The sequence below is a fragment of the uncultured Aquimarina sp. genome, assembly GCF_947495315.1.
Lineage (GTDB): Bacteria > Bacteroidota > Bacteroidia > Flavobacteriales > Flavobacteriaceae > Aquimarina.
In genome coordinates this window covers 1-22,169 of record NZ_CANLYD010000001.1, presented here as the reverse complement: position 1 = coordinate 22,169, position 22,169 = coordinate 1, and the positions used below count along the sequence as shown (strand labels likewise).

At 32.0% G+C, this 22,169-nt stretch carries 23 protein-coding genes and 1 tRNA gene; 12 read left to right on the top strand and 12 right to left on the bottom strand.

Features of this window, described 5'->3' with window-relative positions; translation table 11 throughout:
- Positions 1-308 precede the first annotated feature (308 nt).
- On the top strand, positions 309-1,157 hold the full coding sequence (locus Q0910_RS00120) for a DUF6503 family protein (protein WP_299210832.1): 849 nt from the start codon (positions 309-311) through the stop codon (positions 1,155-1,157).
- A gap of 77 nt (positions 1,158-1,234) precedes the next feature.
- Here Q0910_RS00120 and Q0910_RS00115 read toward each other — a convergent pair whose 3' ends face one another.
- Complete coding sequence (locus Q0910_RS00115) at positions 1,235-2,455, bottom strand: M12 family metallopeptidase (RefSeq protein ID WP_299210829.1); 1,221 nt, start codon at positions 2,453-2,455, stop codon at positions 1,235-1,237.
- Between the two features lie 290 nt (positions 2,456-2,745).
- Between Q0910_RS00115 and Q0910_RS00110 the strand changes: the two genes are divergently transcribed.
- The 3 genes from Q0910_RS00110 to Q0910_RS00100 are packed head-to-tail and all read left to right on the top strand — an operon-like array spanning position 2,746 to position 4,167.
- On the top strand, positions 2,746-3,207 hold the full coding sequence (locus tag Q0910_RS00110; RefSeq protein ID WP_299210827.1) for a hypothetical protein: 462 nt from the start codon (positions 2,746-2,748) through the stop codon (positions 3,205-3,207).
- Positions 3,207-3,554, top strand: a complete 348-nt coding sequence (locus tag Q0910_RS00105) for a hypothetical protein (protein WP_299210824.1) — start codon at positions 3,207-3,209, stop codon at positions 3,552-3,554. Before Q0910_RS00110 ends, Q0910_RS00105 begins: the two co-directional genes overlap by 1 nt.
- 52 nt (positions 3,555-3,606) lie before the next feature.
- A complete protein-coding gene (locus Q0910_RS00100; protein ID WP_299212661.1) occupies positions 3,607-4,167 on the top strand; it encodes an alpha-ketoglutarate-dependent dioxygenase AlkB in 561 nt (186 codons plus the stop codon).
- Positions 4,168-4,249: 82 nt separating this feature from the next.
- Here the strand turns inward: Q0910_RS00100 and Q0910_RS00095 are convergent, their stop codons facing one another.
- Positions 4,250-4,663 (bottom strand): hypothetical protein, encoded by a 414-nt coding sequence (locus Q0910_RS00095; RefSeq protein WP_299210821.1) that lies wholly within the window; start codon positions 4,661-4,663, stop codon positions 4,250-4,252.
- A gap of 206 nt (positions 4,664-4,869) precedes the next feature.
- Between Q0910_RS00095 and Q0910_RS00090 the strand changes: the two genes are divergently transcribed.
- Positions 4,870-5,730, top strand: coding sequence for an AraC family transcriptional regulator (locus Q0910_RS00090; RefSeq protein ID WP_299210818.1), 861 nt, complete (start codon positions 4,870-4,872; stop codon positions 5,728-5,730).
- Positions 5,731-5,741: 11 nt separating this feature from the next.
- Here the strand turns inward: Q0910_RS00090 and Q0910_RS00085 are convergent, their stop codons facing one another.
- Entirely contained in the window at positions 5,742-6,524 is a 783-nt protein-coding gene (locus Q0910_RS00085; protein ID WP_299210815.1) for a S1/P1 nuclease, read from the bottom strand.
- A gap of 153 nt (positions 6,525-6,677) precedes the next feature.
- Between Q0910_RS00085 and Q0910_RS00080 the strand changes: the two genes are divergently transcribed.
- From Q0910_RS00080 to Q0910_RS00050, 7 genes are all read left to right on the top strand, one after another.
- Positions 6,678-7,622 (top strand): alpha/beta hydrolase, encoded by a 945-nt coding sequence (locus Q0910_RS00080; RefSeq protein WP_299210812.1) that lies wholly within the window; start codon positions 6,678-6,680, stop codon positions 7,620-7,622.
- A 37-nt stretch (positions 7,623-7,659) separates the two neighbouring features.
- On the top strand, positions 7,660-8,466 hold the full coding sequence (locus Q0910_RS00075; protein ID WP_299210810.1) for a Cof-type HAD-IIB family hydrolase: 807 nt from the start codon (positions 7,660-7,662) through the stop codon (positions 8,464-8,466).
- 5 nt (positions 8,467-8,471) lie between these two features.
- Positions 8,472-10,367 carry a peptidase M61 gene (locus tag Q0910_RS00070; RefSeq protein WP_299210807.1) on the top strand — a complete coding sequence of 632 codons (1,896 nt, stop codon included), beginning with the start codon at positions 8,472-8,474 and terminating at the stop codon, positions 10,365-10,367.
- Between the two features lie 25 nt (positions 10,368-10,392).
- Positions 10,393-11,199 (top strand): helix-turn-helix transcriptional regulator, encoded by an 807-nt coding sequence (locus Q0910_RS00065; protein WP_366142616.1) that lies wholly within the window; start codon positions 10,393-10,395, stop codon positions 11,197-11,199.
- Between the two features lie 70 nt (positions 11,200-11,269).
- Positions 11,270-11,725, top strand: coding sequence for a DUF6265 family protein (locus Q0910_RS00060; protein ID WP_299210801.1), 456 nt, complete (start codon positions 11,270-11,272; stop codon positions 11,723-11,725).
- A 139-nt stretch (positions 11,726-11,864) separates the two neighbouring features.
- Positions 11,865-13,169, top strand: coding sequence for a DUF819 family protein (locus tag Q0910_RS00055; RefSeq protein WP_299210798.1), 1,305 nt, complete (start codon positions 11,865-11,867; stop codon positions 13,167-13,169).
- Between the two features lie 60 nt (positions 13,170-13,229).
- Positions 13,230-13,955 carry a DUF4369 domain-containing protein gene (locus Q0910_RS00050; protein ID WP_299210795.1) on the top strand — a complete coding sequence of 242 codons (726 nt, stop codon included), beginning with the start codon at positions 13,230-13,232 and terminating at the stop codon, positions 13,953-13,955.
- A 219-nt stretch (positions 13,956-14,174) separates the two neighbouring features.
- On the opposite strand, the gene Q0910_RS00045 is transcribed toward Q0910_RS00050, so the two are convergent.
- The 9 genes from Q0910_RS00045 to Q0910_RS00005 all read right to left on the bottom strand — a co-directional run.
- A tRNA-Thr gene (locus tag Q0910_RS00045) sits at positions 14,175-14,248 on the bottom strand.
- 57 nt (positions 14,249-14,305) lie between these two features.
- The gene (locus Q0910_RS00040) at positions 14,306-14,572 is read right to left on the bottom strand and encodes a hypothetical protein (RefSeq protein ID WP_298546861.1); all 267 of its coding nucleotides are present in this window, start codon (positions 14,570-14,572) and stop codon (positions 14,306-14,308) included.
- 58 nt (positions 14,573-14,630) lie between these two features.
- A complete protein-coding gene (locus Q0910_RS00035; RefSeq protein ID WP_299210791.1) occupies positions 14,631-15,608 on the bottom strand; it encodes a type I phosphomannose isomerase catalytic subunit in 978 nt (325 codons plus the stop codon).
- The gene (locus Q0910_RS00030) at positions 15,601-16,062 is read right to left on the bottom strand and encodes a peroxiredoxin (protein WP_299210789.1); all 462 of its coding nucleotides are present in this window, start codon (positions 16,060-16,062) and stop codon (positions 15,601-15,603) included. Before Q0910_RS00030 ends, Q0910_RS00035 begins: the two co-directional genes overlap by 8 nt.
- A 5-nt stretch (positions 16,063-16,067) precedes the next feature.
- Positions 16,068-16,478, bottom strand: a complete 411-nt coding sequence (locus tag Q0910_RS00025) for a 6-carboxytetrahydropterin synthase (RefSeq protein ID WP_299210787.1) — start codon at positions 16,476-16,478, stop codon at positions 16,068-16,070.
- A complete protein-coding gene (gene idi, locus Q0910_RS00020) occupies positions 16,475-16,993 on the bottom strand; it encodes an isopentenyl-diphosphate Delta-isomerase (RefSeq protein ID WP_299212659.1) in 519 nt (172 codons plus the stop codon). Before idi ends, Q0910_RS00025 begins: the two co-directional genes overlap by 4 nt.
- Positions 16,994-17,191: 198 nt before the next feature.
- A complete protein-coding gene (locus Q0910_RS00015; protein WP_299210784.1) occupies positions 17,192-19,150 on the bottom strand; it encodes an OmpA family protein in 1,959 nt (652 codons plus the stop codon).
- 66 nt (positions 19,151-19,216) lie between these two features.
- Complete coding sequence (locus Q0910_RS00010) at positions 19,217-20,176, bottom strand: type IX secretion system membrane protein PorP/SprF (RefSeq protein ID WP_299210779.1); 960 nt, start codon at positions 20,174-20,176, stop codon at positions 19,217-19,219.
- 55 nt (positions 20,177-20,231) lie between these two features.
- Positions 20,232-22,169: gliding motility-associated C-terminal domain-containing protein (locus tag Q0910_RS00005; protein WP_299210775.1), on the bottom strand; the 1,938-nt coding region annotated here is incomplete at its 5' end.

Sequence of the window (22,169 nt, the reverse complement as noted above, 5' to 3'; positions counted from 1 at the left end):
AATTACTCTAATAATTTATTAGTTTCATTTAACAGCTCATTTTATCTGTTTATAAAATTGATAATGAAAAAAGTGAATGTATATGATGTTAGTAATCAACATTAGCTTTTTGTTACATTATTTGTTGATTTTTAACAAGGAAAAAGAACATAACTGTCTAATTTTTAGATTTAAAATTATAAAAAAGTCAGTACTATGTTTCACTCTATTGACATAACTAACCGCTTATATCTGTTACAGTTTTCATAAAGATTATACTACTATTTAAGGTTTTAGTACTTTAGACTCATAACACAAATAACCTCACAATGAAAAGAATTTTTATAGTATTACTTTCTATTATTGTACTTAGTTGTAATCAAAATAAAGAAGAAAAAAATAAGGAACCCGAAGTAACAGAAAATAAAGACATGATTCCCGTAGAACCTGATGGTGGTATTGGTGACGGGGCTTTGTCTATTTCTAACCATTTCACCAAAACTATAGAGAAAGCTCATAAAAAAGATAAATTCTTAAATCATAAAGCAGTAAGTTTCTATGTGAATATCATCTTTAACGGAAAAGAGCATTTGGATGGAAAAGTTACTATGCTTACCAATTCATCAAAGATAAGAATTGATAAAAAAGATGATAGTAAGTTAATTTATGATGGAGAAAATGTATACCTGTGTCCCGCTGATGCTAATGATAAAGGAGCTCGTTTTGATATGTTTACTTGGACTTACTTCTTTGGATTACCTTATAAACTAAGTGATCCCGGAACTAAATTGGAATTGCAAGATGATAGAATGCTAAATAATATTAAACATAGTACTGCAAAACTAACTTTTGAAGCTGGAACCGGTGATGCTCCAGATGATTGGTATATTATCTATGCGGATCCTGTTGCGAAATCACTGCAAGCTGCAGCTTATATCGTAACTTTTGGAAGTGATGGTGATACTTCTAAAGCAGAAGCCGATCCACATGCCATACATTACAAGGAATTTACCACTGTAGATGACATTCCTTTTGCTACTAAATGGGAATTTTATGGTTGGACTTCAGAAAAGGGAATGACTGATAAATTAGGAGAAGCTACCATAACAGATATTACCTTTCTGGAAAACGAGGGAGAACTATTTGACGATCCGGAGAATTCTAAAATAATAGACTAACAGCAAAGATCAAAGATTTAAACTAAAAAACACCGCAATATGAGCGGTGTTTTTTTAATTCACAAATTCGATGAAATTTATAATCCCGAAATTACGAATTCTTCCCAGTTCCCTATTGAAGTTCTATTACAAGTCATCGGTTTCGACCCATTTTCTGAGCTTATGTATTTACCGTTATTACCTTTTATTGCATATTTATTTCCTCCTCTACTAACTAAAGTAAATTGTTCCCACGCACCAATTTGAGATCTATTACACGTTATTGGATTAGCACCATTCTCGCTACTCACATATTTACCATTGTTTCCTTTTAATGCAACTTTCCCTCCGCTAAGCGTGATTACCTGGAACTTTTCCCATCCTTGAGCAGTGGCTCTATTACAATTCATAGGTTTAGCTCCATTTTCACTACTTACATAATTATTATTGCTTCCTTTAATGTCTATAGTTCCTCCTGAAGTTGTTGGAGGATACATTTTATTAATTCCAGCTACATCACTATTGGATAATCCGTTGCGTTGTGCATTGTATGTATTTCCATTAGCACGCGTGATCGTCGGTTGACCATTTTTAGAAAAAGCATAAGATCCATACATCATGATACTTCCTAGATCCAGATTAGAGGTATATTCATTACCATCCTGACCTTGTTCGATATACGTTCTAAAATTAAATTCTTTACCGCTTTGTATATTTTCGAACAACACCCTTATATATTGATCTCGATCTTTTCTACTTTGTTCATGCCATAATCCTATTGCATGACCAATCTCATGAATCGTATTACCTGTAGAACAACCATCGGCCAAAGTAATATCTTGTCTACCACCAATGCGTCCCACATAAGAAGAACAACCTGATCCGTTCTTAAAATACACATAGTTCGATTGATTCGTGCGTTGTACGAATCTCAATGCGGTTTTAGATTCCCAATGAGCAATAGCATTTGTTATACGCGCCTGATTAGGCATTCCACTTTGAATAGAGTAATACACCGTATTATTTGGCCATCTTCCTCCTGTTCTACCAACTCCTTTATCAGTATCAGAAGGTAATACTTTTATATCTCCTTCTAATATGTAATGTTTGTCAATACTCTCTACATCTACCTCTCCTCCATTTAATGTTATACTTAGCAATTTCCCAGTTTCATTAGGATACGCTTGTTCTAACATAAAATCTTCATTTAGATCTTGTTGGTCGTTAGATTCAAATTCTTGAGATTCACAAGAGATGCATAATATACTTATTATTAATCCTAATAATAATGGCATATAGAGTTTAGAATACTTTTTCATGATTAAGTCTATGTTAGTTTTAAAAGTCGTTACTATATTAGTGAATACTTTTCTTTCTAATACCTTCAAAATACTAAGTGCTTTCAAACTTTTAACAAACGTTATAAATCAAAAAGTATTCGTTTCTGATAAATATTTAAAGAGGATGGCAAAAATGGTATATCGGAAACTTTATGGATTATCATGTTTTAGAGGTTTTATACTAAAGGATTACGTTAAAATGAACCATCTTAATTTTATTTTTTTGTATCTTTAGTAAACACAAGTTGTTCTAATTAAAATTTACTCACATGACTGCGCTGTTTAAAAAATTACAACTTCCTCCATCACTGGATGAGATATTAATATTGAATGAACCTGAAGGATTTTGTAAAGAACTGGACTGCCTAAAAGATGTTATAGTTAAAGAGTCTTTAATACAAGTATCTGAAGTTGACTTTGCATTGGTTTTTGTTACAGAAAAAAAACAGATTGAAAACCGCATTGAAACTGTATATCCCAAGTTAGTAGGAGATGGTATTCTTTGGTTTGCTTATCCTAAAAAAAGTTCTAAAAGATACACCACCGAAATCACCAGAGACCATGGCTGGGGAGTTTTGGGAGACTATAATTTAGAACCTGTACGACAAGTAGCCATTGATGAAGATTGGACTGCATTACGTTTTAGAAAAGTAAGCTTTATAAAAAATATGACAAGAAGTAAAGATTTTGCACTTAGTAGTGCTGGTAAAGAAAAAACTACGGGAGTTTAATGAGTTGGCACTTATACTCTTTATCAGCTATTTTTATAATTGCTGGTATTTTTCATCTAATTCGTCCAAAGGCATTTATGAGAATTATGCCATTATATATTCCATACCACAGGCAATTGGTGTACTTGAGTGGTATAACTGAGATAATGGCAGGAGTAGGTGTTCTTTTTTTCCAGACTAGATTTTTTTCAATTTGGGCAATCATTGCTATGCTTATTTTATTTTTTCCTGTACATATACATATGTTAGTTAATAAAAAAGCAAGCCTTAAGTTACCAAAATCAGTTCTTGTTTTTAGGCTTTTACTTCAATTTGGTTTAATATATTGGGCTCATTTATACCTTTAAACCATACAAGTTGGACTTATTTACTTCCCAAAATGATGATATTCAATTAAAAATGCCCGATGGTGATGTACGCTATTATCCTAATTTTTTCGATAAAAACAAAGCTGATCATTTATTTAAAGCCTTAAAAGAATCTATCAAATGGCAGCAAGACGATATTAAGGTTTTTGGCAAAGTATATAAACAACCTCGACTGACTTCATTATATGCTAACAATAAAAACACCTATACTTACTCTAATATCACCATGAAACCTCATCAATTTACAGAGGAGTTATTAATGATTAAAGAAGAAATAGAAAATATAAGTTTAGGAATATTTACTACCTGCCTACTTAATCTGTATAGAGATGGTCAAGATAGTAATGGTTGGCATGCGGATAATGAAAAAGAACTTGGTACAGAACCAATAATAGCGTCTATAAGTTTAGGTGAAGAACGCTGGTTTCATTTCAAACATAAAACAAAAGATCTAAAACAAAAAATCTTGCTACAACATGGTAGTTTACTTATAATGAAAGGAAAAACACAGAAAAACTGGTTACATCAATTACCAAAATCCAAAAAAGTTATGAAACCGCGTATTAATCTGACTTTTAGAATTATTGATTAAAAAACTCATTTCAAATCATAAAGATTTACATTTTAAACAAGGTCAACTGTTAGAATCCCATATGATGAGTATCACTACTTATTTATATCATTTGGTAAGAGTCTCTGGAATAATCCATCGATTTTAGATTATAATTATCCTTTCTTAATAAAATTCCAGACATCAGTAAGAAAACTGTATAAACAAATATCATAATTTCAGAATTTGCGTCTAACAAATACATAACTATAAATAAAAATAAAATTATAGAGGATATTAAAACTTTTCTAGTATAACAACCAATCATCAGAAGCAAACCAATAATAAACTCAGCAAAGGGAACTAATACTAGAAAAAATTCTATAATTTCAAAATCAAGTATGGTAGTTCTTTCGAAATGATCATCTAAACAAGCTAAAAACTTAGGATAAACAATTACGTTATAAGCCCCATTAAACGTTAATGCTAGTCCAAATAATATTCTTGCAATAGCATATAAATAAATTCTAAATTTCATCGCTGATTTGTGTAAAAAATTCGCGCTGCAAAAATATAAGTCTCTCATGCTATTTACTTGTAAAACTATCGTAACAACTTGTACAATAAAAACATAATCAACTAATTATCAACAACATCAAATGATATAGTTTAAAAATACAAGTATAAAACAGTTATTTTGTTTGATTTTATTTTTGTAACTTTAAGACAAAAGAAAAATTGATTATGAATCGTTATACCTTACACGAGACCTTTGTTGTACATCAATATTCATTTGATAAATGGGAAGCGGAACCACATAATCATAATTATTTTGAGATTATTTTTGTTGAGAATGGAAGCGGTTATCATACTATTAATGGAATTCGGTTTCGTTATAAAAAGGATGATATATTTCTCTTAGCGCCTGAAGACACGCATCATTTTGAAATAGAAAAGCACTCTGCATTTACACATTTTAAGTTTACCGAACTTTTATTTTCGAGTAAAGTCAACTTACCCGATAGGAAATATTGGCTTCAGAGAATCGAGCAACTTCTTCATCATCCCAATATTATTCCCGGAGATGTAATCTCTCACGAAGAAGACCGCAGGATTATCTGGGATATTCATAATGTGGTAATGGAAGAATTTAAAAATGAGAAAATATATTACCAGGAAATCATTTCTAATGCAATCAGTACTATATTAAGTATTATTGTTCGGAATATTTCTGCTAAATACAGTTCTAATAACAGAAATGTATCATTAAATGATTCTAGAATAGATCAAATACTAGGTCATATTAGGCAAAATGTATATGATAATGATCTCACTAAGATAAATTATATGGCAGATAAGTTTAATATGTCTCAGAGCTCTATCAGTACATATTTTAAGAAAGCCACCGGAGAGTCAATCCATCAATATGTGACTAAGTATAAAATGAAACTGGTCGAATACAGGTTACAAAACACCGAGTTTACTATTGCAGAAATTGCATATCAATTGGGATATACTGATGAGAGTCACCTTACCAAAACTTTTAAAAAATATTTCTCTATGTCTCCTAAGCAATATCGAAAGGATCTTGCTGTTAGTGAGTAAAAAAAATTCTTTTACCCAAAAATATCATTTAATATTTTAGCTAATCGTATTCCTCCTTTTTGTAGTTGAGAGCGTACAGTTGGAAAATGATTGTATACATATTTATAACCTAACTTTTCTCCTATATTAGCCGAAGCGTACACTTTTTTTGCAAGACTTTGAGATTCATAAATCCAATCCAAAACATCTCCTTTTTCTATAGCTTCTACTTCTGACAACGATAATTCATCTGCATTGTTAGCCAATTCTGTATAGCTCATTTTATAATAATCAATCATCTCACTATCCCAAACTCTATGTAAATTAGAACCATCATTAAACCAACGTACCTGAATGTCATTTCCCCCTTTATCTTCTCCTCTACCAACATGTAATGGTTGATGTAAATCACCTATAAAATGTACCAACATTTTAAGATAAAACTCTTTATCTTCTTCAGAAGCAGTGTCACTTTTTAATATCTCTATACATTTTTGTATTCCCTGGATTAAATCACCGCGCTCGCTAGGTGTATCCTCTCCATACTTTTTATCAAAAGAAAAATTAACATAATGCCAAGGGCTATATACTCTATATCTATCATCACTTTTAATTTCATCCGCATAAATAGACACGAAAGCTAATCCTTTACCCTTCAGAAGTTCTGCGATATTTCTCTTAGCTTTTTTCGTAAGATAGTTATCTGCAATTTCTCCTGTAACTCTATGTCCGGTTTTTCCCCAATCCTCGGTTACTGAAAATCCCTTAATAGAAATAGTAAGAAGTAATAAAAGTATAATGTAGCGAGTATTCATAATTTTATATTTTGAAGCAAAGATAAAAAAGGGTATGTTAGTGAATCGTTAAATGTTATTTTTATAATACATTTTGATCAAAAAGAATTAACCCTAAAATATGGCAACATATTTGTCGTTTCTTACATACAGATCCTATAAACCCCTATATCTATGAAAACACGGTTTTCAATTTTACTGATTGCCATTACAACATTTTGTTTAGCACAAGAAAAAGAAGCGAGTGAAGAAAAAGAATATAACTCTGCTATTGTTAGAGTAAATCGTTTTATTGAAGGAACCTTGGCTACTCCATATTCTGATGATCGTGTTCCTCTTGTTATTTTTATTATGGATGCAGGAGCTATCAATAGAGAAGGTAATGACAGAATGTCTAAGAATGATGCTTTTAAATTATTAGCTATCGACTTAGCAAAGCAAGGTATTGCCACATATAGATATGATAAAAGACTTTTTAAAATTGATGCTCTTGGTATTCGAGAACATGAAATCTCACTAGACCACTTTATTCAAGATGCACAATCAATTGTAGAATATTTTCGAAAAAACGGAAATTACACCAAGATTATTTTAGCCGGTCATGGTCAAGGTTCATTGATAGGGATTATGGCTGCTAAAAACGATGTAGATGGATTTATATCTATCGCCGGAAATGCGCAATCTGTAGATCAAATTGTTATTCAGCAACTTGAAAAACAGGCGCCAGGATTGGATAAAAGTGCAGCAGTAGCATTTACTGACTTAAAAGAAAAAGGAAGAGCTATGAATTATGATCCGGCGCTAGAATCTATTTTTAGTTATAAGTTACAGCATTTTATGAAATCCTGGATAAAATATACTCCATCAGATGAAATAAAAAACATAGACATCCCTATTCTAATATTACAAGGTGATAAGGATCTACAGGTGGAAGTTTCTGAAGCAGAAAAATTAAAGGAGGCTGTTCCTAATGCCGATTATGTAATTATAGAAAACATGAATCACATTCTCAGAGAGATAAAAGGAAGTAGATTAGAAAATCATAAATCCTATAATGAATACTGGTTAAAAATTATGCCCGAAGTTACCAGCAGTATTATTAACTTCGTGAACAAATAACCAATCTGTAAAATTTAGTAACCCAAATCTTATATTATTGAATCCACATCGCATTGTATTTTCTGATATCGATGGAACACTTCTTAATGCCGAAAGAGAACTTTCTGACTTCACTATTTCTGAGATAAAACGCATAAAAGATACTATTCCCGTTATATTAATTTCTTCTCGCATGCCAAGTGCTATGACACATTTACAAGAAGAACTAAATATTACCCACCTTCCTTTAATTTGTTATAATGGTGGATTAATTCTAGTCGATAAAAAACCAATTCATTCTACGTTCATAGCTCCAAATATTATACAAAAGCTACATACATTTAATAAGGATAACTTATTTCATATAAGCTTATACCACGATGATGATTGGTTTGTACCTCAAATGGATTTTTGGGCTAATAGAGAAGCTCAAAACACTAAAGTAACTCCTGTAGTAAAATCAACTAAAGAAGTTATTGAAAACTGGAAAACTAAAAGTAAAGGTGCTCATAAAATCATGTGTATGGGTGATGAAAAATACATTGATCAGGCATTTAGATTTTTGGAAACCAATTTTAGTAATACATTACATTTATATCGCTCCAAACCAACATATATAGAGGTTGCTCATAAAAGCATTTCAAAATTAACTGCCATCGAATTGTTGCTGAACACGCATTATAAAATTTCTCTATCAGATGCAGTAGCTTTTGGCGATAATTATAACGATATTGCTATGATAAAAGCTGTTGGCACTGGAGTTGCAGTTGCCAACGCTAAGCCTGAAACCTTAAAAATTGCTGATGTAGTTACCCTATCCGGAAAAGAAGATGGTGTAGCTACATATATTAAAAACAATATCTAATACTTGTGCTAAGAAAAATTAACCAGATTAGAATTCTAATCCTTTACATCGCTGTATTAAATTCTGTAGTGGGTTGTAAAACTGCAGAATCTACAATGACAGTAGATCATACCCCTATTATAGCTTCTTTGGATTTAGTAAATATTATCAATGATAAAGTAAAAGTAGAACTAAAAGTAACCAATTTAACAAAAGACACGGTTAGTTATTATCTCCCTAAAATCGTTCCTGGCACTTATCAAAATAATAATTACGGAAAATATATTGAAGAATTTAAAGCTTTTGATAATCAAGGAAATGAACTATTGGTAGAAAAGCTTGGAGATAATCGTTGGAAAATTAATAATTCAAAACGGTTAAGTTCCATAACTTATTTAGTGAATGATACTTTTGATACTGAAGGTACTCATCAAATATTTTCTCCAACAGGAACAAACATCTTAAGTAATAAAAATTTCGTTTTAAATCTATATGCTTTCGTAGGATATTTTGATAAAATGAAAGAAAAGAAATATAATCTTTTTATTAAACACCCTTTGGATATGGAAGCTTCTACTTCTTTATCCGAATATTTACCTAAAGAACCTCAGGCAGGTGCCAAGTATGACACCGACCTTTTTGTATTTAAAAGATACGCTGATTTGGCTGATTATCCCATAATGTATTCGATTCCGGATAAAGTAACCTTTAATATTAATGAGATTGAAATTTTGCTAAGTGTCTATTCTCCAAATAAATTGCATCGAGCGGCACAATTGATGCCACAAATGGAACGAGTGATCAGGGCACAAAAGAATTTTTTAGGACCTATAAATACAACAAAAAAATACAGTGTTTTACTATACCTTTCTTCTGCCAAAAATGATGATGCTAAAGGTTTTGGTGCGTTAGAACATAATACATCTACAGTAGTTGTTCTTCCTGAATCTATACCCCTTGAAAAATTAAATGAATCACTAACCGATGTTGTTTCGCATGAATTTTTTCATATTGTTACACCACTAAGCATACATTCTGAGGAAATTCATGATTTTGATTACAACAACCCAAAAATGTCTGAACATTTATGGCTTTATGAAGGAACAACAGAGTATTTCTCAATACTGTTTCAAATAAATCAGGCACTTATTGGCAAAGAAGATTTTTTCGAAAGAATTCTGGAAAAGATAAACAACTCCAAAGTATTTGATGATACTATGTCTTTTACTAAAATGAGTAAAAACATCTTACAAGATCCATACCTGGACAATTATCGTAATGTATACGAAAAAGGGGCTCTGATTTCTATGTGTATTGATATCATTATGCGTGAAAAAAGTAATGGAGCTTATGGCATTGTAGATCTAATTAGAGGATTATCTGGCAGATTTGGTAGTGAAAAACCTTTTAAGGATGCTGAGTTGATTGAAATAATAAAAGAAGTTTCTTACCCAGAAGTAGCAGATTTTTTAGAGTCTCACGTAGTAAACAATACACCTATTGATTATGGTTTTTATTTGGAAAAAGCTGGATTGATCTACAATACAATAGAAATTCCATCTGCCTATTTTATTCATGAACAAGAACCTTTTATCAAAGGCTCTGAATCCAACAAAAAAGTAGTTTTTACTGCTGGTGCAGAACGCAACAATTTTTTAAGAAATATAGGGATAAAAAGTGGTGATTTTTTATTAGGTATTAATAATAAAAAATACACAATTAAAAACATCTATGACCTTTTTAGTGATTCTAGTAAATGGAATATTGGCGATGATATTGTTTTTATTATAGAACGAGATCAAAATATATTAAAACTTACTTCTAAGGTAATTGCGCCTACTGTAGAAAAGATTGTTCTAAAACAAAATCCAGATGCCACTAAAAAACAAATAACAATCTTGAAGAGTTGGATTAATGATTAATAAAATCTATTTACAACACTAATAATTGATTTACAAACAAAAAGAACCGAATACTCAATTATCCAAAACTGTAAAAAATTTTTGGATGGTTGATAGTGAATCAGATCAAACCATAAGGAAAGAGAAAATTATTCCGGATGGATATCCTGAAATGATTTTTCACTATGGCCAACCTTATAAAACTAATATCCAAGGTCACTGGTCGGAGCAAGGGATGAGTTTAATAGCCGGGCAGATCAAAAATTATTTTTATCTTGAAAACACTGGTAAAACAAGGATATTTGCCATTAAATTTCAGCCTTGGGCCTTAAAAACCCTTTTTAATATAGAGATGTTTCAGATTACAAACAATGTAATTGATATCCCTAAAAGTCTTCTGGAAAAACTAAAAACAATCAAACAAATTGCTATTGGGAATAGTATATTTGATAAAAAAATTAAACATATAGAAAACCACTTGTTAGATTTTTATGATTCAAAAAACAGCGTATCTACTAATGGTCAAGAAGCTGTAGAATTAATTATTAGCAAAAAAGGAAAAGTACTTTTAAGTGATGTTTATGAACAAACTGGTATAAGTGAAAGAAGTTTGGAGCGCTATTTTAAGTCACATATAGGACTAACACCAAAATTATTTAGCAGAGTTATTCGTTTTTCAAACATATTTGATTTACTCAATCACCAAGACTTCAATTGGTCCGATATCACCTATTTGGCAGGCTTTTATGATCAATCTCATTTTATAAAAAACTTCAAGGAATTTACTGGAGAAGACCCCTCGAAATATGGTTTTACTGATGAAAATATGGCAAATTTTTTCCTAAAAAAGTAAGTTGTCGGTTTTTTACAATACTACTATACATCTCTAAAATATATTTACTTTTTATTAAAACTTAACAATTATGAAAAAAGTAAATTACACCAGCATCATATTTATAACCTTATGTTTTTTAAACTCCTGTATAGGTCAAACTGAAATAAAAGAATTAAATTTTATGGTCGGAGTATGGAAGATTGAAAACAAAACTACTTATGAAGAATGGAAAAAAGAAAAAGGCGATCAATTTATTGGAGTTTCATATAAATTAATTGAGAGAATTAAAAAAGTTTCAGAACATCTCCTTATAAAAAAAATAAATGATACAATTATATACCAAGCTACCGTACCCAATCAAAATGATGGAAAAACAATCAACTTTACCTTAAATAACTCTATAACGGATAAACTTTCATTTGAAAATTTATCACACGATTTTCCTAGAAAAATTCAGTATCAAAAAATTAATGATTCAAAATTATTTGTGCAAGTATTGGATGAAGATGATAAAGGGTTTTCTTACTACCTTATTCGCCAATAAAAGCTTATAACTTTAAAAACAAGAGCTTCGGAAATCATTTCTATATGTGAGTTATTTTCAAAATACGAAAAGGAATAAATTTAAATCTTTACAAAAATTGTATTTTGCAACCCATCTCACAAAAAAATGAACTCACACTATGGAAAATGCTCCTTTTTTTACCAATGACACTATAGTTTTTGGAATACTATTTCTATGTCTAGGACTGGTATTTTATACATCTTCAATTAAAACAAGTTTTTGGAAAGGGTTCTATAAGTTTGTTCCTGCTCTTTTACTTTGCTATTTTATTCCGGCAATATTTACTTCTCTTGGAATCATTGCTCCTGAATGGAAAGAGTTAGATTCGGACGGAGAACTTATAAAAAAATCATCCGACGTATATTACATAGCTAGTAGGTATTTATTACCTGCTTCATTAGTTTTAATGACTTTAAGTATTGATCTAAAAGGAATATTTAATCTAGGTCCAAAGGCATTGATAATGTTCTTCACAGGTACAGTAGGTGTTATTATTGGTGGTCCTTTAGCCATATTAATCATCTCTATATTCTCACCAGAAACTGTAGGAGGAGCTGGATTTGATGCTGTCTGGAGAGGATTATCTACACTAGCTGGTAGCTGGATCGGTGGAGGCGCCAATCAGGCCGCTATGCTGGAAATTTATGAGTATAATCCGGATAAATATGGTGGTATGGTATTAGTGGATATCGTGGTTGCTCAAATATGGATGGCTATTCTACTTATTGGTATTGGCAAAAGTGAAAAAATTGATCGTTGGCTCAAAGCAGATAGTAGTGCCATAGAATCCCTTAAAGAAAAGGTATCTTCCTATTCGGAGAGTATTACTAGAAATCCCACATTGACGGATTATATGGTTATGCTTTCCATTGCATTTACTACCGTTGGATTGGCACATTGGGGAGCCAATGGTATGTCTGATTTCTTATCTGATAATTTTGAAATTTTTAACGACAAAAGCTCGGCATTATCATCGTTTACTTCTCAGTTTTTCTGGATGATTACTATAGCGACTGCCATTGGAATTTTATTATCGTATACCAAAGCAAAAAAGTATGAAGGTGCCGGAGCCAGTAAAATAGGGAGTATCTTTATTTATATATTGGTCGCAACTATTGGTATGAAAATGGATTTAACTCAAATATTAAAAAATCCTGGACTAATTGGTATCGGAGTGGTTTGGATGCTGATACATGTATTATTACTTATTGTAGTAGCTAAAATTATAAAAGCACCATACTTTTTCCTTGCCGTAGGTAGTAAAGCAAATATTGGCGGAGCAGCCTCTGCTCCAGTAGTTGCAGCCGCTTTTCATCCGTCTCTTGCTACTGTTGGTGTTCTATTAGCCGTTTTCGGATATGTAGTAGGAACTTATGGTGCAATTCTGTGTACAATATTAATGCAAATTGCATCTGGAAGTTAGTTTTTCAATCTAATTTATAGCATCTTTGTACTCCAATTTTTTTAAATCAAAAAACTATCAATGCAACGAATTTCTGCCGTCTTATTTTTAGCTATTCTTGTACTAGGCTGTAGTACTCAAAAGAAAAAAGGAAATGTTTCAATAAGTGGAACTGTACAAGGGCTTAAAAAAGGAACTCTTTATCTTCAAAAGATACAGGATACTATTTTAGTAAATCTTGATTCTTTGATTATTGATGGTGATCCACAATTTGCATTTCAAACAGATGTTCTGGAACCTGAAATACATTATCTATATCTTGACAAACACGACGGTACTCAATTTAATGACCGCATAGAATTTTTTGCAGAAGCTGGAGAAGTTGTAATCAATACTTCTTTAAATGGTTTTGATAGAGACGCTATTATTGTAGGAGGAAAAAATCAGGCAAAACTAGTAGAATTTAACAAAATGAATAAAAGATTTAATGAAAGAAATCTGAGAATCATTAAGGAAGACTACGAAGCTAAAAAACAAAATGACGAAGAGAAATTAACTGAAAACGACAAGGCTTACAAAAATTTATTAAGACAGAAATATTTATATACAATTAATTTTGCCATCAATAATAGAAAACTAGAAGTAGCTCCGTATATAACACTTAACGAAGTTTTTGATGCTAACATCAAATATCTAGATACCGTGGCAAAATCTTTATCCCCGAGAGTTAAAAAATCAATCTACGGAAAACAGCTTAAAGAATACTTAGCTGAACGAAAAGCTAAGGAAGCAAAAAAGGAAAATTAAATTTAAAAAAAAGAATAGAAGATAGTATCTATCTTTTCGTGTTATTAAACTGTACTGTAAAAGCATCAAACTTCACTTTTAGTTCACTATACGATATCTTTATGTTATTCTGAATCAAGAATGTATTCGACTTTGTTTAAGAATAACATCCTACAAATTCTTGTAATATTACATGAAAAAATCCCAACTCCTTTCGAAATTGGGATTTACACTTTGAAGAGCCGATGGAGGGACTCGAACCCACGACCTGCTGATTACAAATCAGCTGCTCTAGCCAGCTGAGCTACATCGGCAAAGCGGTTGCAAATATAATTTCTGTAATCATATTTGCAAATACTTTTTTAAAAAAATTATAATGAATTTACTTTTTCAGCTAAAGATTTAGCTGTTTTTTCTAAATCTTCTTTAATAGACTTAAAGTGTTTCGCTGCATTTTCTACATTACGATCACTAACTCTAGCCATAAATGCATCAAAAGATGTGATCGCCTCATCAATAATAACTTCTCCTGCTTTTTTATCTTTATCAGGATTGTTTTCTTCCCAGATATACACCTCTTCTATAATATCACCTAATACGTAGTTAATATCCTTCTTTAGATTTCTTTTATTTGCCATTTTTAATATATTTTATGCAAAATTAGTCTTTTAAACCATTTATCAAACGGTTTTAGTTTTAAATATAGGTCTGTAAAAGTTTTACTCCTTTTGAGATAACTTTTACTTCATTTATAGATGCAGGAACCAAAATGGTTTCCCCTAAGCTAATAGCTATTTTCTGTTCTCCATTAATTATTTCTGCTTCACCTTCCACGCACATATAAATCACAAAAGAATCAAATACCTTATGTGATAATAAAACTTCCGAATCAACTTCTATAATATTTGTTATAAAATGAGGACAATTAACTAAACCTGTTACTTCATTCTTCTTAGAATCATAGGATACCCTATAATCCGTACTATTATTAAAATCTATTGCTTCTAAAGCGTCTTCTTGATGAAGTTCTCTATAAACTCCATTGGTATCCTTACGATCCCAATCGTAAACGCGATATGTTATATCTGATGTTTGCTGTATTTCTGCCAATAATACTCCTTTTCCGATTGCATGTATCAATCCAGAATACACAAAAAACGTATCTCCAGAAGATACTAGTTCATAATGCAAAATATCCTTTATAGTTTTTTTGTTGACATGTTTTTGATACAACTCAGGGCTTACTTTCTGATTAAAACCAATAATAATATTAGCATTTTCGTCAGCTTGAGTAACGTACCACATTTCAGTCTTACCAAGAGAATTATGTTTTCGTTTGGCTATTTCATCACCTGGATGTAATTGTACGGAAAGATCTTCCTTAGCATCAATAAACTTAATAAGTAAAGGAAACTTAGTCCCAAAACGTTTAAAATTCTTTTCTCCTACCAGTTTTTCTTGGTGATGAGTCAAAAGATCTTTTAACGTTTTTCCTCTAAAAGATCCATTAATTACTACAGATTGTTCTCCTTCTACATCACTTATTTCCCAACTTTCACCGATAGAAGAACCTTTTGGTTCTTTATCTAAAAGATTGTTTAGTTTAGACCCTCCCCATATCTTTTCTTTAAGGATTGGTTTAAATTTTAATATATATAGTGAATCTTTATTCATTCATCATTTCTTTGGTTTTTTTAATAGCTTGTTTCAAATGTTGTGACGCATTGATACTATTAAATTTTAGCCTAATTATTCCTTCTTTATCAATTACAAAGGTTTCTCTACCTGGCAACATTCCGAACAGGCCAGCTTTTACTCCAAAAACCTTTCTGAGATCGCCTTTCTCATCTGATAAAAAAATGAATGGTAATCTATATTTGTTTTTAAATCTTTCGTGAGATTTAACACTATCAGAACTTATTCCTATCACCTCTACTCCCATATTTTTAAAATCTTCGTAACTATCTCTAAAGTCACAAGCTTCTTTTATACATCCTGGGGTAAAGTTTTTAGGATAAAAATAAACTACTAAAGGTTTTTTACCAATAAACTCATTACTAAGGAACTCTTCTCTAGTATCTGTTTTAGCTAAAAATCCAGGAACCTTGTCTCCTACTTCTAATCCCATAGTTATTATTTGCCATTATAGATTACATAGTTTCTTGGAGTTTCATATAATGTAACTTCTATATCATATTTTGACTCTAACTTTTTACGAAGTCTATTCCATATCACCACAGCTATATTTTCTGCAGTAGGATTTAAATTCTTAAACTCTTCAACTTCTTCATTGAGATTTTTATGATCCATATAATCCTCTACTTCAGATTTGATATAGTCTTTTAATATCTTTAAATCAATTAAGAAACCCGTTTCAGGATCAATATCACCTATTACAGCAACATTTAATTCGTAATTATGTCCGTGATATAGCGGGTTACTACATTTTCCAAAAACCTGAGTGTTTTTTTCATCACTCCAATCTTTTCTGTACAATCGATGTGCTGCGTTAAAATGTGCTTTCCTACAGGCTTTTATCTTCATAATGTGATGTGTGAGTAAAATTTATCAAAAATAATTTTAAACCAAGCCGTATATAGGTTAGGATTCTTAGCCATGTCTTCTTTTATATCCTCAATCGCCATCCATTTCCAATCTTCAACTTCTTCTGGATTGATTACCGGATTATTTTCATAATGTCCAACCATCACATGATCTAATTCATGTTCAGTAAGACCGTTATCAAATGGTGCTTTGTATATAAATGATATAGTTTCTTTAAGTGGAGTAGTAAATCCCATTTCTTCCTGCAATCTTCTAGTTCCTGCTTCCAGATTAGTTTCTCCTTCTCGTTGATGGCTACAGCAAGTATTTGTCCATAACCCTGGTGAATGATATTTATGTTGAGCTCGTTGTTGTAGCATTAATTCTTGTTTATCATTAAGAATAAAAACAGAAAATGCTCTATGTAATAGTGCTTTTTCGTGCGCTTCAAGCTTAGGCATTAGCCCAATTTGCTCATCATTTTCATTGACTAAAATGACTTTTTCTTCTTCCATTTCTTTGTATTGCCCCAAAACTACGAAATCGTAGTAGCAATTCATAATCTATCCCATTTTTGGCATAAAATAAAGAATTGTTTACTTATACCATTTGTCATTTGAATTTACTGGTATTATTAATAAAAAACACCTTAACAAGTAAGGTGTTTTAGATAGACAAAGATTTATTATTAGTCTATATAGGGCTGTTATATATTACTTAACAATGATAAATTCACTTCGTCTATTTAATTGATATTCTGATTTTCTACAATTAGAATCATTTCCACAATCATTAACAGGTTGTGTTTCTCCATATCCTTTACTGGTCAATCTATCAGCAGAAATTCCTTTAGCAATCATATAATCAACTGTAGATTTTGCTCTTTGTTCTGATAACCACAGGTTATAAGCATCATCACCATGGCTATCTGTATGTGATCTTACATCAATTTTCATCTCTGGATATTGATTCATTACTTCGATCACCTTAGCCAATTCTACTGCTGCATCAGGACGTATATAATGTTGATCAAAATCAAAGTAAATAGGGTTTAGAGATAGTACTTTAGCAAGGTCGTCTCCTACATCAGCAGATTTCACTTTTTTCTCTAACAATAACGTTACATCTACCGTTTCTGTTTTTCCTGGTGTATTTACTAGTTTTTCTAACGTTAGATATGCTTCTTTTTCTGCACGTACGAAATATTTAGAACTACATTTTACCAAGTGGCTATATGCTGCATCATCTCCTACAATAAAACTCTCTAAAAGATTATTACTACTGTCATAAATGGAAACTTTTGCTCCTGGCAATAATTCTTGAGTATCTTTATCCTTTACTATACCGGCAATTGTAATTTCGCAAAAGCTTTTAAGGTCTTCTAATTGCAGAAAGCTATAGATATCGTCTTTTCCTCTTCCTCCATCTCTATTCGAAGAAAAATAGCCCCTTCTGGATTTATCATCAACTATAAAAGCAAAGTCATCATCCGGGCCATTTACTGGTTTACCAATATTAACTACTAATTTTTCTTCATCTGTTTGTGGATTAAGCCTGGTTACATAAACATCTAATCCTCCAAGTCCAATATGACCATCAGAAGCAAAATAAAGATCATTATTGGCACTTACAAAAGGAAAAGTTTCTTTTCCTTCGGTATTGATTCTATTTCCTAAGTTTTTAGGTTCCCCAAAGCTTCCATCAGAATTTATAGCAACCTCATAAATATCTGACTGTCCTTCACCGCCAGGCATATCTGACGAAAAATATAATGTTTTTTCATCTACACTAAGTGCTGGATGTGCTGTAGAATACTGGTCACTATTAAAAGGTAAATTTTGAGGAGTCGTCCAACTACCTTGTGTATTCTTATATGAGCGATAAATTTTTAATCGGTTAGTTCCTTTTTTATCATTTCCGTATTTTCTACCGTCATAATTATTTCTGGTAAAATATACTGTTTGACCATCTTTTGCAAAAATAGGCGTGGATTCGTGAAACTTACTATTTATTTTACTATCAAATTTCTCAATTTCAGAAAGCTCACCATTAGTAGGATTGTATTCTGCTCTAAATAGGTCTAAAAATGGCTCTTCATTCCATTGATGAACACTTTTTTTGAATAAAAGTGTATCTCTAGAAGAACTAAAAACTACAAATCTTCCAAAAAAAGCAGAACCAAAATCAGTGAATGAAGAATTAATAGAAGAATTCTCTATCTCAAATCTTCCTGATTGAAAATCTATTCGTTTTAGATAATTTGGCTCATCTTGAAACAATTGAGCACGTTGATCATCTGAACTAGCTTCTACAAATTTTTTCATATACACATCTGCATCATCGTAACGTCCCACAGATTTCAATGTCTGCGCATACCTGAAGTAATATTCTGGCTCGACTTCAGTAGGGTAAGAATTCACTAATTCTTCGTACCATTTTGAAGCTTCCTCAAATTGGCTATTAAAATAATAACTGTTTCCAAGGTTCTTATATAAATCTGCACTCTTGTATCCTTTTTTTACGACTTTAAGATAGGTCTCTTGTGCATTGATATATTCGTATTTGTCATACTGATTCTGTGCCGCTTTTAATTTTCTTTCTTGAGAAAACATGGAGTTCACAAAGAAAAATCCAACAATAACAAATAATAATTTGTGTAATAATCCCTTCATTTTATTTTTGGCTATATTTTATGTAATCTAAAAATTAACTTATCTGAATTATGTAATGCTTTACAATTAAAAGAACCTAGGTGTTAGCATTCTATTATACTTTCTAAATAGTTCAAAACGTAACATAACTTCATAACTACCATCGTTAAATTGTGTTCTTCCTAATTCTGTAGTCTCTTTGTCATAAGCAAAACCGATCATTAAAGAATCTGACACCTGAAATCCAGCCATAGCACTAAATGCTGCGCTCCATCTATATCCAACTCCTAACGTTAATTTGTCATACAACAAGAAATTAGCAGAAACATCTACCTGTAGTGGAGCTCCAAATACTAATTTACTTAGTACAGCTGGTTTAAACTTTACAGTGTCACTAAGATCAAAAACATGCCCTGCTATTAAGTAGTAATTAATCCGTTCTTCTGCTATAAATGATGAATTACCATTATCATCTATTTCAGCTCCTTCATCAAAATGGTCTGTTTCTAATAAATTTGGGGCGCTCAACCCAACATAAAATTTATCCGTATGATAGTAAAATCCAACACCTACGTTAGGACTAAATTTATTATCGATATTACCATTACCAAAAAGAGGATCTCCTGTTTCGAATTGTGATAGTCTATCAAAATCAACATTTAACAAATGCCCTCCTGCTTTTACTCCGAAACTCAGTTTACCTCGTTCTGAAGTGGGAATTGTATACGAAAAATCAATGTCGAAATACGTTTCATTAGTTGGACCTATTTCATCATTAACTATTGATAGTCCCAACCCAACTTTATTATTATCACCTATTGGTGTATTTAATGTTAATGTTTGGGTTCTTGGGGCTCCATCTAATCCGACCCATTGACTACGATGCAACCCCATTATACTCATAACACCTCGACTACCTGCATATGCAGGATTTACGCTAATTGTATTATACATATATTGAGTATACTGAGCATCTTGTTGTGCAATACCATAATTTGCTATTAAGCCAAATATAATCAGCACAAATATTGTTAATAGTCTATTCATAAGTATCTTTATTTGATTTAGGGAATAACAAATATATACTATTCCAAATATAAATTTATCTGTTTATGTATAAGTAACCTGCTTTATATGTATTCAATCCTCTCGCATTTATATATTCTAAAACATAGTAATACGTACCTACAGGCAGCTCATTTTTCTGAGAAATTGTAACCCTTCCGTTACTAATTCCTTTAAATAATTCTACACCTGGTTGCTCATATCCTTCTTCTTCGAATACTTGAACTCCCCATCTGTTATAAATTCTTAATGTATTGTCAGGAAAATTGTTCAACCCTACAATTCTAAAGTCATCATTAACTCCATCTCCATTAGGGCTAATTCCCGTGTATACAATAATAGGGTCATCTTCATCTGTAAATACTCCTTCAATAACGGTTACTGTTTCATCTTCTGCATCCCCATCATTATCAAGGTCTACATCTGTAGTATTTATTGGATCGTCAGATAAGTCAACCACATCATTTCCACTTGGATCCTGACCAGTAACAGTAGCTTGATTTAATACCTCTCCTAATAAAACATCTTCAGCAGTTAAAACATACGTTGCTGTAAATGTAGTAGTATCTGTTTCACCAACTAATAGATCAATTGGTCCACCGGTTAACACAATACCTGTTAATGGATCTGTAAGAACAATATTGACAATATCAACATTACCAGTATTCTCTATTGTAAATGTATATTGAATCTCGTCACCAACGTTAGGTAGGTCATCTCCATTAACATCTACATAAATACCTGTCTTAGTTAAAGCTAAATTAGGTAATTGCTCGATATCCGTTATTGTCTCATCATTAGTTGGGTCATTATCACCATTATCATCAACAGTTTCATCACCGTTATCGGATACATCCATCACATCATCTCCATTTGGATCCTCACCCATTACTGTCGCACTATTAATTACTTCTCCATTATTAATATCATCTTGAGAAATTGCATAAGTTGCAGTTGCAATTCCTTCCTCTCCTGGAGCTAAAGTAGATGGATTGACAGAAAGATTTGTGCTTCCTGTAAGTATGTCATCTATGAATATATTATCTATGGTAACATTACCTGTATTAGTAACTGTAAATGTATAGGTGATGATATCTCCTACAGAAGAACCACTAGCCAATCCTGTCTTCACTAATGTCAATTCAGGGTCTGGATTTAAAATAGTCACGGTTGGATCATTATCCGGAATACCATCCGTAGTACCGTCTCCGTCTGGTGTCTCAACACTTTCATCTCCTGCATCTGAATCATCACGAACATCATCAGGACCGCCTAAGGGACTATCTCCTGTAGCTGTAGCACTATTCTCTATATAGCCCGCATCAAGATCTAACTGTGTAATAGTTTGGTTTGCCGTAACCGTTACACTAGCACCTGGTGCTAAGCTCGCGATTGGACTTCCAATAATACTTCCCGCATCTGCATTGGCATCTGTAACTTCGATATCTGTTAATGTAACATTTCCAGTATTGGTAACTACAATATCGTACTCGATAACATCATTCAATACACTTCCTGTAACGCGAACCGTTTTGATAACGCTTAAACTTGGATCTAATGGATCCTGAATCGTTCCTGTTCCACTCTCTCCTCCAACGCTAACTGTAGTAGTCTCATCTCCTTCATCTAAAATATCTACAACGGTAGGATAGCTAACTGTAAAGTCTGTAACTCCTGCCGGAACTGTAATCGTTCCTGCTACTGAATCATAAACAATACCTGGGTCACTAAACACTGGGGTATTTGTATAATCTCCTGGAGCGACAGCACTACCATCTACTAATACAAATGGATAGGTAACTGGCTGTGGAGTACTACCACTCAAGGTAATCGTATGAACTAAGTCAGTACCCTCGGTAACCGTAGGACTGCTAACACTGGCAACTGTAGGATCTGCTGGATCATTGATTGTTCCTGTTCCGCTTGCTCCTCCAACTGTTAAGGTAGTCGTCTCACTTCCTTCATCTAAGGTATC